The 11,942-nt window shown below is 71.0% G+C and carries 14 protein-coding genes and 1 riboswitch; of the genes, 10 read left to right on the top strand and 4 right to left on the bottom strand.

Features of this window, described 5'->3' with window-relative positions; translation table 11 throughout:
* Positions 1-7: 7 nt before the first annotated feature.
* Entirely contained in the window at positions 8-694 is a 687-nt protein-coding gene (locus tag ABZS61_RS25650; RefSeq protein WP_356425727.1) for a TetR family transcriptional regulator, read from the bottom strand.
* A 75-nt stretch (positions 695-769) separates the two neighbouring features.
* Between ABZS61_RS25650 and ABZS61_RS25655 the strand changes: the two genes are divergently transcribed.
* The 4 genes from ABZS61_RS25655 (at position 770) to ABZS61_RS25670 (ending at position 3,907) form a co-directional block, all read left to right on the top strand.
* The gene (locus ABZS61_RS25655; protein WP_356425730.1) at positions 770-1,462 is read left to right on the top strand and encodes an NAD(P)H-binding protein; all 693 of its coding nucleotides are present in this window, start codon (positions 770-772) and stop codon (positions 1,460-1,462) included.
* Positions 1,459-1,863, top strand: a complete 405-nt coding sequence (locus tag ABZS61_RS25660) for a TIGR03618 family F420-dependent PPOX class oxidoreductase (RefSeq protein ID WP_356425734.1) — start codon at positions 1,459-1,461, stop codon at positions 1,861-1,863. Before ABZS61_RS25655 ends, ABZS61_RS25660 begins: the two co-directional genes overlap by 4 nt.
* 29 nt (positions 1,864-1,892) lie before the next feature.
* The gene (locus ABZS61_RS25665; RefSeq protein WP_356425737.1) at positions 1,893-2,765 is read left to right on the top strand and encodes a haloalkane dehalogenase; all 873 of its coding nucleotides are present in this window, start codon (positions 1,893-1,895) and stop codon (positions 2,763-2,765) included.
* A 495-nt stretch (positions 2,766-3,260) separates the two neighbouring features.
* Positions 3,261-3,434: riboswitch (cyclic di-AMP (ydaO/yuaA leader) on the top strand.
* Positions 3,435-3,436: 2 nt separating this feature from the next.
* On the top strand, positions 3,437-3,907 hold the full coding sequence (locus ABZS61_RS25670) for a C40 family peptidase (RefSeq protein ID WP_356425740.1): 471 nt from the start codon (positions 3,437-3,439) through the stop codon (positions 3,905-3,907).
* 156 nt (positions 3,908-4,063) lie between these two features.
* Here ABZS61_RS25670 and ABZS61_RS25675 read toward each other — a convergent pair whose 3' ends face one another.
* Positions 4,064-4,702 carry a LysE family translocator gene (locus ABZS61_RS25675; protein ID WP_356425743.1) on the bottom strand — a complete coding sequence of 213 codons (639 nt, stop codon included), beginning with the start codon at positions 4,700-4,702 and terminating at the stop codon, positions 4,064-4,066.
* A 72-nt stretch (positions 4,703-4,774) separates the two neighbouring features.
* On the opposite strand from ABZS61_RS25675, the gene ABZS61_RS25680 reads away from it, so the two are divergent.
* Positions 4,775-5,692 carry a LysR family transcriptional regulator gene (locus ABZS61_RS25680; protein WP_356425746.1) on the top strand — a complete coding sequence of 306 codons (918 nt, stop codon included), beginning with the start codon at positions 4,775-4,777 and terminating at the stop codon, positions 5,690-5,692.
* A 2-nt stretch (positions 5,693-5,694) separates the two neighbouring features.
* Here ABZS61_RS25680 and ABZS61_RS25685 read toward each other — a convergent pair whose 3' ends face one another.
* Entirely contained in the window at positions 5,695-6,126 is a 432-nt protein-coding gene (locus tag ABZS61_RS25685) for an ATP-binding protein (RefSeq protein ID WP_356425749.1), read from the bottom strand.
* 233 nt (positions 6,127-6,359) lie between these two features.
* Between ABZS61_RS25685 and ABZS61_RS25690 the strand changes: the two genes are divergently transcribed.
* Together ABZS61_RS25690 and ABZS61_RS25695 are read left to right on the top strand one after the other, a co-directional pair.
* Positions 6,360-7,217 carry a helix-turn-helix transcriptional regulator gene (locus ABZS61_RS25690; protein ID WP_356425752.1) on the top strand — a complete coding sequence of 286 codons (858 nt, stop codon included), beginning with the start codon at positions 6,360-6,362 and terminating at the stop codon, positions 7,215-7,217.
* Between the two features lie 31 nt (positions 7,218-7,248).
* Positions 7,249-7,485, top strand: coding sequence for a DUF397 domain-containing protein (locus tag ABZS61_RS25695; RefSeq protein ID WP_356425755.1), 237 nt, complete (start codon positions 7,249-7,251; stop codon positions 7,483-7,485).
* Here ABZS61_RS25695 and ABZS61_RS25700 read toward each other — a convergent pair.
* Positions 7,478-8,626 carry an 8-amino-7-oxononanoate synthase gene (locus ABZS61_RS25700; protein WP_356425758.1) on the bottom strand — a complete coding sequence of 383 codons (1,149 nt, stop codon included), beginning with the start codon at positions 8,624-8,626 and terminating at the stop codon, positions 7,478-7,480. The two genes, ABZS61_RS25695 and ABZS61_RS25700, sit on opposite strands and share 8 nt — an antisense overlap.
* A gap of 143 nt (positions 8,627-8,769) precedes the next feature.
* Here ABZS61_RS25700 and bioB point away from each other — a divergent pair, with 143 nt between their 5' ends.
* The 3 genes from bioB to bioD are packed head-to-tail and all read left to right on the top strand — an operon-like array spanning position 8,770 to position 11,921.
* Entirely contained in the window at positions 8,770-9,933 is a 1,164-nt protein-coding gene (bioB, locus tag ABZS61_RS25705; RefSeq protein WP_356425761.1) for a biotin synthase BioB, read from the top strand.
* Positions 9,926-11,230, top strand: a complete 1,305-nt coding sequence (locus ABZS61_RS25710; RefSeq protein ID WP_356425764.1) for an adenosylmethionine--8-amino-7-oxononanoate transaminase — start codon at positions 9,926-9,928, stop codon at positions 11,228-11,230. The genes bioB and ABZS61_RS25710 overlap by 8 nt, the downstream gene beginning before the upstream one ends.
* A gap of 1 nt (position 11,231) precedes the next feature.
* Positions 11,232-11,921 (top strand): dethiobiotin synthase, encoded by a 690-nt coding sequence (gene bioD / locus ABZS61_RS25715; RefSeq protein WP_356425767.1) that lies wholly within the window; start codon positions 11,232-11,234, stop codon positions 11,919-11,921.
* Positions 11,922-11,942: the final 21 nt, after the last annotated feature.

The raw sequence follows: 11,942 nt of genomic DNA on the forward strand, positions 1-11,942 counted from the left end.
CCGCCCCTCAGACCGCCTTCCCCGCCGTAGCCCTGTCCTGACGCCGGATCACGGCGCCTACGCCGGAAGCCTGCGAGCCGTGACGGTCCGCTCCGGTCGCCACGGTGCGCGGCCTCGGGGCCAGCGCGGCTCGCAGCGCCGGCGTGAGGACGTGGCGGGTCTCGGACGGGGTGAGTGCGGCCGGGGTGGGCAGGGGGTTGAGGTAGCGCGTGTAGATGAGGCCTCCGAGAATCGTCACCACGGCCGTGGCGCGTGCGGTCGCGTCCCGGCCTCCGAGAAATTCAACAAGCCGGGCCAGCAGCTCGCGTTCCAGGTATTCACGGATGACCTCGGCAGCCTCCTCGCCCCGGGTGGTGAGCTGCCGGAAGTCGGCGTCCTCCCACAGGTCCGTCACCGCGTCGATCAGGCGGTCGGGGAGGGTGGCCGGGTCGCCGCCGAGGACGTCGTCCACCGCCAGCGCATTGGCGCACTGGAACTGCATCACGTCTGCGAACAGGCCCTTCTTCGAGCCGAAGTGGTACGCGATCAGAGCCGGGTCGACCCCGGCGGCCCCGGCGACCGCGCGCAGGGTGGTGAGCCGGTACCCGCGTTCCAGGAACAGCTCACGAGCCGCCGAGACGATCGACTCGCGGGTGGGCGGGTTGCCGCGGGGGCGGCCTCGGGTGCGGGCGGAGGCAGGGGCGGCGTTATTCATCAGCGTTGAGCCTGCGTTTCGCGGTCGGCACAGTCAAGGGCGTTCCGGAAACCACACCAAGGGATGGCCCACACCATGCGTATCGCAGTCTTCGGCGCCAACGGACCGACAGGTCGCCACCTCACCGAACAGGCCCTCGCGACCGGCCACGAAGTCGTCGCCGTGACCCGCCGCCCGGGTTCCCTCCCCCTTCGCCCGGGCCTCACCGTGGCGGTCGCCGACGCCACGGACCTGGAGGCCGTCGACGCCGCGATCGGCGGGACGGACGCCGTCCTCTCCGCGCTGGGCGCACGCTTCTCCAAGGAGAAGATCACCACGTACTCGGCGAGCGCCACCGCCATCACCCGGGCCATGGCCCGCCACGGCATCGAGCGACTGCTCACCGTCAGTTCCAGCATCGCCGACCCCAACTGGCGGCCCACCGGCGCGCACTTCTTCAACCATGTGCTCGACCCGCTGGTCAACCGGCGCCTCGGCCGCACCCTCCACGAGGACATGCGCCGTATGGAGGCCGTGATCCGCCGTACGGACCTCGACTGGACGCTCGTCCGTCCCTCGGGCCTCTTCGAGCATGCCGCCGTCACCCGTTTCCACACGGCCGAGACCAGCGCCGACGGCGTCTTCACCGCACGTGCCGACCTCGCGGCGAGCATGCTGCGCGAGCTGGAGGAGCGGCGGTACGTCCGTACGGCCATGGGTGTCATCACCACTGCCGTGAGACCGAACATCGCCAAGCTGATCTGGAACGAGGGCGTGAAGAAGAGGTGAGCCGGACGACCGTCGGACTGCCGGCCGCCGCAAGGGCGTTCCTCGCCATGCCCCGCACGGCCACGCTGACCAGCCTCCGCCCGGACGGGTCCCCGCACGTCACGCCTGTCCGCTTCACCTTCGACGCGTCCGCCGGCCTGGTCCGGGTGACCACCCGGGCGGGAGCCCGCAAGACCCGGAACGTGGCGGCAGGTGGGGCTTCGGCCCGTGTCGCCCTCTGCCAGGCGGAGGGCTTCCGCTGGCTCACTCTCGAAGGCCGGGCCGACGTCACCGACGACCCCGCGCGCCTGGCCGAGGCCGTTCGCCGCTACACCGCCCGCTACCACGTGGCCCCGCCCGCCCCGCCGGACCTGGTCGTCGTAGAAATGACCGTCGAACGCGTCCTGAGCCTCAATCTCTGAATCTCCCGTACAGAAAGCAGTGACACGCGATGCCCACCCTTCCCGTCCTCGATTCCACCCTCCACCACCGCGAGTCCGGCGACCCCGACGGGCTGCCGTTCGTCTTCCTCCACGGCAACCCCACCTCCTCCCACCTGTGGCGGAACGTCCTGCCGGGCGTGGCCGCGCCCGGCCGCCGTCTCCTGGCCCCCGACCTCATCGGCATGGGCGACTCCGGCAAGCCCGACCTCGCCTACTCCTTCGACGACCACGCCCGCTACCTCGACGCCTGGTTCGACGCCCTCGGCCTTGCCGAGGCCGTCCTCGTCGGCCACGACTGGGGTGGCGCGCTCGCCTTCGACCGCGCCGCCCGCCTCCCGGGCAGCGTGCGCGGCCTCGCCTTCACCGAGACGATCATCAAACCGTTGGTCGGCGATGATTTCCCGTCTGCCGGACGGGAGTTGTTCACCCTTCTGCGCACTCCCGGAGTGGGTGAGGAGATGATCCTGGAGAAGTCGCTGTTCATCGATGCGCTCCCGGACACGCTGGCCACCCCACTGGATCCGGCCGATCTCGAGGTCTACCGCCGCCCCTTCCCGACCCCGCACAGCCGCCGCCCGGTACTGGCGTGGACGCGCATGATGCCACTGGACTCCGAACCCGCCGACGTCGTGGCCCGCATCGAGCGCTACGACGCCTGGCTGGCCGCCAGTCCCGAAGTTCCCAAGCTGCTTGCCGCGTTCGATCCGGGCCCGGGCGCGATGACCGATCAGAGGGCCGTCGCCTGGTGCGAGGAGAACATCGCGGGTCTGGAGGTCTCCCGCCACGGCTTGGCCGGACACCACTCCCCGGAGGACCGCCCCGCGGAACTGGCTGCGGCAATCAACGCTTGGGCCGACCGCCACGGGCTGGCACGCCCGTAGGAGTCCCCCGATGCGGAAGTGCCACCACAGGCCCGCCTCCCGCCGAGGAGTGCACGCGCCTCAACCACCGTCACCACCGTCACCATCGAACACCGTGCTGCGGAGCCGACGGCCTCCCGCGCGCCCGGCAAGACATTCGAACAGTTGTCGCGTCAACGGCTGCGCCGGTGCCCCCCGAAGCCCGGACACGCCCGATGCGCGGATCAATATTCCTCGCTCGTTCGGCGTAGACCATCCCCCTCACGGGGGACAGCTCAACTTGCGCAGGACGCGCGGACACTGAGCGGAATTAACCGTTCCGCTGCTGGTACGGGGCCGGTCACGCAGCGTCGCCTCAGCTTCGGCCCCACCTCGTCCACCCGAACGGATCAGCCGTGATGACTCTCACATAACGACCTTCAGCGCGGAAATCCGGCAGCCCGTGAGTAAAGATCCCTGGGACGACAAGCCCCCGCCACCGCGACGGGGCGGTCCGGGCGGACGCCGAGTCCTGCCGCTGTCCGGATGCCTGGTCGACAGAAGTGGATCGGCAGGAGTGGAGGACCCGAGCGCAACGGGTCGACGGGATATCCCTTCGACCCTCGGGGTGAAGCCGCCAAGTGCGGCCGGGCAACTTCGCCAGCCCGAACCCGACAGGTCATCCTTCACAGGCGGCTGACGAAGGGTTGCGCATGACTGCGCAGGTTCATGTCCCGTCTCTTTTCGCCCGGGTCGGTACGGCCTCGGTTCTCACATTCGCTGTAGGCACAACCATGCTCGCCCCCGGCCTCGTCGACGAGGCCGAGGCCGCTGCCCACTCGACGAGGGCGCTCGACATCGCCGCCTCGAAGAAGGGATCGCCCTACAGGTACGGCGCCAGCGGCCCCCACCGCTTCGACTGTTCGGGCCTCACGCTCTACTCGTTCAAGAAGGCGGGCAAGAAGCTCCCCCGCACGGCCCAGCAGCAGTACAACAAGACCCGTCACATCTCCTCGTCGCAACGGCGGCGCGGCGACCTGGTCTTCTTCCATGCGGGCCGGAGTGTCTACCACGTGGGCATCTACGCCGGCGGCGGCAAGATCTGGCACTCGCCGAAGACCGGGGCGGTGGTCCGGCTGGAACGGATCTGGTCGAAGAGCATCTGGTACGGGCGGGTCCGCTGACGGCCGCCCCCGGCTGACACCCCCGTCGGCCGTCCCTGCCGGTCCCACCCGGGCGCCGGTCCCACCCGGGGGCCGGTCCCACCCGGGGGCCGGTCCCACCCGGGGGCCGGTCCCACCCGGGGGCCGGTCCCACCCGGGGGCCGGTCCCGCGCCGAGTCAGTGCAGCAGGGGCCCGGTCACCAGCACGAGCCCCAGCGCCGTGAGCGCCGCGCCGCTGCCGCCCTCGATCGCGCGGGCGGTACGCGGCCGGCGCAGCCATCGGCCGAGGCGGTCCACCAACAGGGCCACGGCCGGGAACCAGAGGAGCGCCAGCAGCACGACCACGGCCGCCAGCAGCAGGGTTCTGGGAAGCGGCGGCTGCCCGTCGGGGACGAACTGGGGCAGCAGGCTGAGGAAGAGCACAGGCGCCTTCGGGTTCAGGGCGTTGGTCAGGAAGCCCTGGCGCAGTGCCCGTACCGGCCCCAGCTCGGTTGCGGGCGCCTCATCCGGTGCGGAGGCGCCCGCAACCGCCCGCCGCCGGACCGCGTACAGGGCGCTCACTCCCAGGTGGAGCACATAGGCACCACCGAGCAGTTGCACGGTGCGGAACAGGACGGGCATCGCCACCAGCACCGCCGCGAGTCCGGCGACGGCCAGCGCGGTGTGCACGAGCAGTCCCCCGGCGACACCCAGCGCCGCCGCCATGCCGGTCCGGCGCGAGGCGAGGGCGTTGCGTACGACCACGGTGAAGTCCGCGCCGGGCAGGGCGACCATTCCCGCGGCGACCGGGACGAAAGCGAGCAGTTGTGCGTCCATGGGTACACCCTGACCCGGCCGGCCCTTTAGCGTGTACTTGCAATCTTCTGGGTCTGCCAAAAGGAATGCTTTATGTACGATCCGACGCGGCTGGCCGCACTCGTGGCGGTCGCCGAGGCCGGTTCGATCACGAAGGCGGCCGCGCGGCTCGGCTACACAGCGCCCGCCCTCTCCCAGCAGCTCGCGAAACTGGAGCGGGAGGCCGGGGCCGCCCTGCTGGTGCGCCACCATCGCGGGGCGCGCCTGACGGCTGCCGGTGAACTGCTGGCCGGGCGTGCCCGACGGGTCCTGGACGAGATGGACCAGGCGCGGCACGAGCTGGCCCGGCTCGCGGGACTGTCGGGAGGGCGGCTGCGGGTCGGCACCTTCACCACGGCCGGCATTCATCTGCTGCCGCCGGTGCTCAGTGCGTTCCGGCGTGCCCACCCGGACGTGGAACTCACCGTGACCGACTACGAGCCGCCCGGCGGGGTCGCCGCCGTGGCCGCGGGAGACGTGGATCTGGCGCTGACCCATGCGTACGAACCGGCTGTCGCCGATCCGCTGCCCGCCGGGGTGTCCGCCGAGCCACTGCTGGTCGAGGAGCTCGTACTGATCACGGCCGTGGGGCAGGCGCTGTCCGAGGGCAGCGGCCGACTCCCGGTTGCCGAGCTGGCGGGCCGTCCGCTGATCAGCAGTGCACCCGCGCATCCCCCCAGGCAGGGGGTGGAGCGCGCACTGGCCGATGCCGGGGCGACACCTGCCGTGGTGTGCGAGTCCCCCGGTTACGCGCTGGTGTGCGCTCTGGTCAGCGCGGGCGTCGGCGTGGCCGTGGTGCCCGAGATGGTTGCGTCGATGTCTCCGACGCCGCTCGCAGTGCGGCGCCTCGACCCCTCTGCCTTCCGCCGGACGATCTCCGTGGTGCACCGCGGCGACCGGTCGACGGCCGCGGCGGCGACACTCAGGGCACTGCTGCGCAGCGGCTTCGGCCGCGCCACGGGGGTGCGGTGACGTCAGGCCTGAGCGGGCACGGCCCAGGGAAGAGCGATCGACACGGTCTTGCCGCCGTCCGGGGTGGGGCTGACGCTCAGCCGGCCGCCGCACTCCTTGGCGAGGGCCCTGATGATCACCATCCCGCGGCCGTTGTCCTGCTGGACTGCGGCGGGTAGCCGTTGGGGCCAGCGGGGGTGACTGTCCGTCACTCCCAGATAGAGCTCGATGTCCCGGTCGAGGCGGAGATCCACCGTGAACGTGGGCGACTGCCCGAAGGTGTGCTGGACGGCGTTGGTGGCGAGTTCCGAGACGATCAGCCGGATCGTGTCGGCGGCGTCGGTCCCGTCGGGGAGGCCCCAGCCGGCGAGAACGTCGGCCACGTACCTCCGGGCCCGGGAGACCGAGACCGGGTCGCTCGGCAGAGTGACGGTTGCTTCTTGATGGTCTGCCATGGCGACGCCGTCCCTTTCCCGCCCTGACCGACCTGCGATCGGCCTGGATTGTGCTTCGCGCCAGAGTGCCACTGATGCCGCCCTCTGTAACGTCAATCCATCAAGATATGCATATATCTGTCGCCCAATACGGTGAACTCTGCCCCGGAAGCCGTATACGAGCGCAACACTGGCCCCCTTCCGAGCCGGACCCGGTACGGGACGGCTCCCCCGCAGAGCGGAAGGAGGCAGGCATGCGGCACGGCCCGGCGGTACGCCGACGCAAGCTCGGGGAGGAGCTGCGGAGTCTGCGCCACACCACGGGACTCACGAGCCGGGAGGCAGCCCGTCTGCTGGGCTGGCACCAGTCGAAGGTGAGCCGGATCGAGACGGGTGCGAGTGGAGTGACTCCCCGCGACGTGACCCGGTTGCTGGACGCCTACGACGTGGACGACGTTCACCTCCGGTCCCTCCTGGAGGTACTCGCGGGCTCGGCGGGCGGTGGGGGCACCGGGTGGTGGCATGCCTACCGGGGCCTCATCCCGCCCCAGTACCGCGACTTCATCAGTCTGGAGTCCCAGGCCGGAGCCGCCCGCACCCTGGAGACCTCGGTGGTCCCGGGACTGCTCCAGACCGCGGGCTACGCACGGGCGGTGACCCGGTCCTCGCTGGACGGGCTGCCGCCGGGGCAGCTGGACTCCCTGGTGGAGGTCCGGCTCGCCCGCCAGGGGGTGCTCTACGCGCAGCGCCCGCTGCAATTGAGCGTTGTGCTCGACGAAGCCGTGCTGCGGCGCGGAGTCGGCGGCCCCCAGGTGATGAGAGAACAGCTCGACCATCTGGCACACACCGCTCAACTACCCCACGTGCAACTACAGTTACTGCCCTTCGAGGCCGGCAGCTATATCGGCCTCACGGGGCCTTTCGTTATCTTCTCCTTCCCGAACATTTCTGATCTGGATGTGGTCGTTCTTGACCATCTGACGAGTAGTCTCTATCTGGAGCGGAGAGAAGACCTCGAGGCGTACAGCTCGGCCTTCCGCACGATGCAGGCTCACGCGCTGTCGCCGGAGCGATCGCTGGACCTCATCGCCGCAGTCAGCCGCGGCGACTGACCGGACCTACAGACTGCCCGAGGGGGGCACGATGTCCGACCGTCTCGCACAGCACCGTCTCGAACAGCACCGTCTCGCACAGCACGCACTGCGGTGGCGCCGCAGCAGTCGCAGCACCGGGATGAACAACTGCGTGGAGGCTGCCCGGCTCGGCGAAGAACATCTCGCCGTACGCGACTCCAAGGACGTGGACCTGCCCCCGCTGCGCTTCTCGGCGACGGCCTGGACATCCTTCGTCGCCGGGCTGGGTGACCGCCGGGTCAGCTGACCCGGGAGGGCGCCGATGCCACGATCGTGGCCACCGCGGTCGCGATCTGCTCACGGCTCAGATCGGCCCGTGCGGTCAGCCGCAGCCTGGAGATCCCGTCCGGTACCGACGGAGGCCGGAAGCACCCGACCGCGAGACCGGCCGTGCGGCAGTCCGCCGCCCAGCGCACCGCCTCCTCCGCGGACGGCGCGCGGACGGAGACGACCGCCGCGTCGGGGCGTACCGCTGTCAGACCTGCCGCGGTCAGCCGGTCGTACAGGTCGACAGCGACCTCACGGGCCCTGTCCGCCCGTTCCGGTTCGCGGCGGAGCAGCCGCAGAGCACCCAGGGCCGAGCCTGCCGCGGCCGGCGCGAGACCGGTGTCGAAGATGAACGTACGGGCCGTGTTGACCAGATGGTCGATGACCCGGGCTGGGCCGAGGACCGCTCCGCCTTGGCTGCCCAGGGATTTGGACAGGGTCAGCGTGGCGACGATGCCTTCGCCGCCGGCCAGCCCGGCGGCGGCGAGCGCTCCGCGTCCGCCCGCGCCCAGCACGCCCAGTCCGTGTGCGTCGTCCACGAGAAGTGCCGCGCCCTCGGCGCGGCAGACATCGGCGAGCTCCGCCAGCGGCGCGGCATCGCCGTCCACCGAGAAGACGGAGTCCGAGACGACCAGCGCACGTCCGTCGTGCGCCTGGAGCGCTTTGCGCACGGCGTCGGGGTCCGCGTGCGGCACGACAGCCGTGGCAGCCCGCGAGAGCCTGCACCCGTCGACGATCGAGGCGTGGTTGCCCGCGTCGGACACGATCAGCGAGCCGTGTCCGGTGAGTGCGGTGAGGGCGGCGAGGTTGGCCGCATAGCCGGACGACAGCACCAGGGCCGCTTCGAACCCGCAGAAGTCCGCGAGCTCGCGTTCGAGTTCGGCGTGCAGCGCGGTGGACCCGGTGACCAGCCGTGAGCCCGTGGCGCCGGCCCCCCAGCGCCGGGCCGCGTCCGCCGCCGCGGCCGTGACTTCGGGGTGCCGGGTGAGGCCGAGATAGTCGTTGCTCGCGAGGTCCAGCAGTTCCGCTTCGGCGGGCCGGGGGCGCAGGGTCCGGACGAGTCCGGCGGCGGCACGGCGACGGGCCTCGTCATCGATCCAGTCGAACGGGGCGAAGGGCATGGGAGGGTCCCTTTTGTAGGCAGCTCACAGACCCTAGCCCGGTGCGCAGCTGGTCAGGATGTGGCAATACACACACCCTTGGCCGCCTCTCCTGTCCGGTTCCTCCTTGGCCGGAGGCCGTGCCGTACGTAAGGATCAGGTCCATGGACCTGCTGAACACGCTGGTGGACAAGGGGCTGCGGCGCGAACTGCCGACCCGTGAAGAAGCGCTCGCCGTACTGGCGACCTCCGACGACGAACTGCTCGACGTGGTGGCCGCGGCCGGAAAGGTGCGCCGCCAGTGGTTCGGGCGGCGCGTGAAACTGAACTATCTGGTCAACCTCAAGTCCGGGCTCTGTCCCGAGGACTGCTCGTACTGCTCGCAGCGGCTCGGCTCCAAGGCGGAGATCCTCAAGTACACCTGGCTGAAGCCGGACGAGGCGACGAAGGCCGCGGCCGCCGGGGTGGCCGGCGGCGCGAAGCGCGTGTGCCTGGTGGCGAGCGGCCGCGGGCCGACGGACCGGGACGTCGACCGGGTGTCGAAGACCATCGAGGCGATCAAGGAGCAGCACGAGGACGTCGAGGTGTGCGCCTGCCTCGGTCTGCTGTCCGAGGGCCAGGCGGACCGCCTCAGGTCCGCGGGCGCCGATGCGTACAACCACAACCTCAACACCTCGGAGGGGACGTACGGGGACATCACGACGACCCACACGTACGCCGACCGGGTGGATACCGTGCAGCAGGCCCAGGCTGCGGGCCTTTCGGCGTGCTCCGGTCTGATCGCGGGCATGGGCGAGACCGACGCCGATCTGGTGGACGTCGTCTTCTCGCTGCGCGAGCTCAACCCGGACTCGGTGCCGGTGAACTTCCTGATTCCGATGGAGGGGACCCCGCTCGCCAAGGACTGGCACCTCACCCCTCAGCGGTGTTTGCGCATTCTGGCGATGGTCCGGTTCGTCTGCCCGGACGTCGAGGTACGTCTGGCGGGCGGGCGCGAGGTCCATCTGCGCTCGATGCAGCCGCTCGCCCTGAACCTGGTCAACTCGATCTTCCTGGGCGACTACCTGACCAGTGAGGGCCAGTCGGGTCAGACCGACCTCGACATGATCGCGGACGCCGGTTTCGAGGTGGAGGGGGCCGGCACGACGACGCTTCCCGAGCACCGCGCCCAGGTGGGCGGCGGCTGCGGTTCGCACGACGGCGGCTGTGCACCCTGCGGTGACGCTCCCGGGGCGGCCGCGGACGACGCCGAGGTCCCGGCGGCACGGACGGATCTGGTGGCGGTCCGACGCCGCGGTGCCGGGACGGACCTCGCGCCCAATGCCTGAACCGCTCGCGCCCGAACGGCTGCGTGCCCTGGACCGGGCCCACGTCTGGCACCCCTACGGTCCGATGCCGGGCCGTCAGGAGCCGCTGGTCGTGGAGTCCGCGTCCGGTGTGCGGCTCCGGTTGGCGGAACCCGCTGAAGGGCACCGCGAGCTGGTGGACGGCATGTCCTCCTGGTGGTCGGCGGTACACGGCTACAACCATCCGGTTCTCAACGAGGCCGCTCGCGGCCAGCTGGACCGGATGAGCCATGTGATGTTCGGCGGGCTCACCCACGAGCCCGCCGTCCGGCTGGCCACCCGGCTGGTGGAGATCACTCCGGAACCGCTGCAGCACGTCTTCCTCGCCGACTCCGGATCGGTCTCGGTCGAGGTCGCGGTGAAGATGTGCCTGCAGTACTGGCGCTCGGCCGGGCGGCCCGCCAAACACCGGCTGCTGACGTGGCGCGGGGGTTATCACGGGGATACCTGGCAGCCGATGTCGGTGTGCGATCCCGAGGGCGGGATGCACGAACTGTGGTCGGGGGCCCTCCCTCGCCAGATCTTCGCGGACGCTCCGCCGGACGGTTTCGACGCCGAGCCGGACGACGCCTACGTACGTCATCTGCGGGAGATCGTCGCGGAGCACGCCGATGAACTGGCCGCGGTGATCGTGGAACCGGTGGTGCAGGGTGCCGGCGGGATGCGGTTCCACTCGCCCGCGTACCTGCGGGTGCTCCGCGAGGCGTGCGACGAGAACGACGTACTGCTCGTGTTCGACGAGATCGCGACGGGATTCGGCCGCACGGGGCAGCTGTTCGCAGCCGGCCACGCCGGGGTCTCCCCCGATGTCATGTGTGTCGGCAAGGCTCTGACCGGCGGCTATCTGACGCTGGCCGCGACGCTGTGCACCTCACGGGTGGCGGAGGGCATCTCGAGCGGAGAGGTGCCAGTGCTGGCGCACGGGCCGACGTTCATGGGCAATCCGCTCGCGGCGGCGGTGGCCTCCGCGTCCATCGAGCTGCTGCTGGGCCAGGACTGGGAGCAGGAGGTGAAGCGGATCGGCACGGGACTGCGGCACGGCCTCGCGGAGGCCTCCGGTCTGCCGGGTGTCCGGGACGTACGGGTGCTGGGCGCGATCGGGGTGGTACAGCTCGATCACGAGGTGGACATGACGGCCGCGACGCGTGCCGCGGTCCGCGAGGGCGTCTGGCTTCGGCCGTTCCGCGACCTCGTGTACACCATGCCGCCCTATGTGACGGGCGACGACGATGTGGCACGGATCTGCCGGGCCGTGTGCGCGGCTGCGCGGGAAGGGTGACATGACGATTCTGGTGGTGTCGGGTACGGGCACGGAGATCGGCAAGACGGTCGTGACAGCCGCGGTGGCCGCGGCCTTCCGGGGCCGCCGGGTCGCGGTGCTCAAGCCCGCCCAGACGGGACTGGCCCCCGGCGAACCGGGGGACGCCGCCGAGGTGGTACGGCTGGCGGGCGCCCATGTGACCGCTGTCGAACTGGCACGTTTCCCGGAGCCGCTGGCTCCGGCGACGGCCGCGCGCCGTGCCGGTATGGCGCCCGTGCGCCCGTACGAAGTGGCCGAAGCCGCCCAGAAACTGGCGACGGAGCACGATCTGGTGCTCGTCGAGGGTGCGGGCGGACTGCTGGTCCGGTTCGACGACGAGGGTGCCACTCTCGCGGACGCCGCACGCCTGATGGCAGCACCCGTGCTGGTGGTGGCGCCCGCGGGCCTGGGGACCCTGAACGCCACCGCGCTCACGGCCGAGGCACTGCGGGCGCGCGGCATCGAGTGCCTCGGCGTGGTGGTGGGCAGCATGCCGCTCGAACCGGATCTCGCCGCCCGCTGCAATCTCGACGACCTTCCGGTCGTGGCGGGCGCCCCGTTGCTCGGCGCGGTGCCGGCCGGGGCGGGATCGCTGTCTCCGGCCGACTTCCGTGCGCGGGCCGCGAGTTGGCTTGCACCGGAGCTCGGCGGGGACGGGTACGGCCGTTGAGCGGCTGAGCGGGCCAGTACG

Origin of the sequence: Streptomyces sp. NPDC005566, assembly GCF_040605575.1 — a bacterium.
In the GTDB taxonomy this organism is placed as follows: domain Bacteria; phylum Actinomycetota; class Actinomycetes; order Streptomycetales; family Streptomycetaceae; genus Streptomyces.

Excerpts from the sequence above, each read along its gene's own strand:
- ABZS61_RS25685 (WP_356425749.1), bottom strand. The coding sequence starts at position 6,126 with ATGGCAGACCATCAAGAAGCAACCGTCACTCTGCCGAGCGACCCGGTC.
- bioD (WP_356425767.1), top strand. The coding sequence starts at position 11,232 with ATGACGATTCTGGTGGTGTCGGGTACGGGCACGGAGATCGGCAAGACG.
- ABZS61_RS25670 (WP_356425740.1), top strand. The coding sequence starts at position 3,437 with ATGACTGCGCAGGTTCATGTCCCGTCTCTTTTCGCCCGGGTCGGTACG.
- ABZS61_RS25700 (WP_356425758.1), bottom strand. The coding sequence starts at position 8,626 with ATGCCCTTCGCCCCGTTCGACTGGATCGATGACGAGGCCCGTCGCCGT.
- ABZS61_RS25690 (WP_356425752.1), top strand. The coding sequence starts at position 6,360 with ATGCGGCACGGCCCGGCGGTACGCCGACGCAAGCTCGGGGAGGAGCTG.
- ABZS61_RS25680 (WP_356425746.1), top strand. The coding sequence starts at position 4,775 with ATGTACGATCCGACGCGGCTGGCCGCACTCGTGGCGGTCGCCGAGGCC.
- ABZS61_RS25710 (WP_356425764.1), top strand. The coding sequence starts at position 9,926 with ATGCCTGAACCGCTCGCGCCCGAACGGCTGCGTGCCCTGGACCGGGCC.
- ABZS61_RS25650 (WP_356425727.1), bottom strand. The coding sequence starts at position 694 with ATGAATAACGCCGCCCCTGCCTCCGCCCGCACCCGAGGCCGCCCCCGC.
- ABZS61_RS25675 (WP_356425743.1), bottom strand. The coding sequence starts at position 4,702 with ATGGACGCACAACTGCTCGCTTTCGTCCCGGTCGCCGCGGGAATGGTC.
- bioB (WP_356425761.1), top strand. The coding sequence starts at position 8,770 with ATGGACCTGCTGAACACGCTGGTGGACAAGGGGCTGCGGCGCGAACTG.
- ABZS61_RS25695 (WP_356425755.1), top strand. The coding sequence starts at position 7,249 with ATGTCCGACCGTCTCGCACAGCACCGTCTCGAACAGCACCGTCTCGCA.
- ABZS61_RS25655 (WP_356425730.1), top strand. The coding sequence starts at position 770 with ATGCGTATCGCAGTCTTCGGCGCCAACGGACCGACAGGTCGCCACCTC.
- ABZS61_RS25665 (WP_356425737.1), top strand. The coding sequence starts at position 1,893 with ATGCCCACCCTTCCCGTCCTCGATTCCACCCTCCACCACCGCGAGTCC.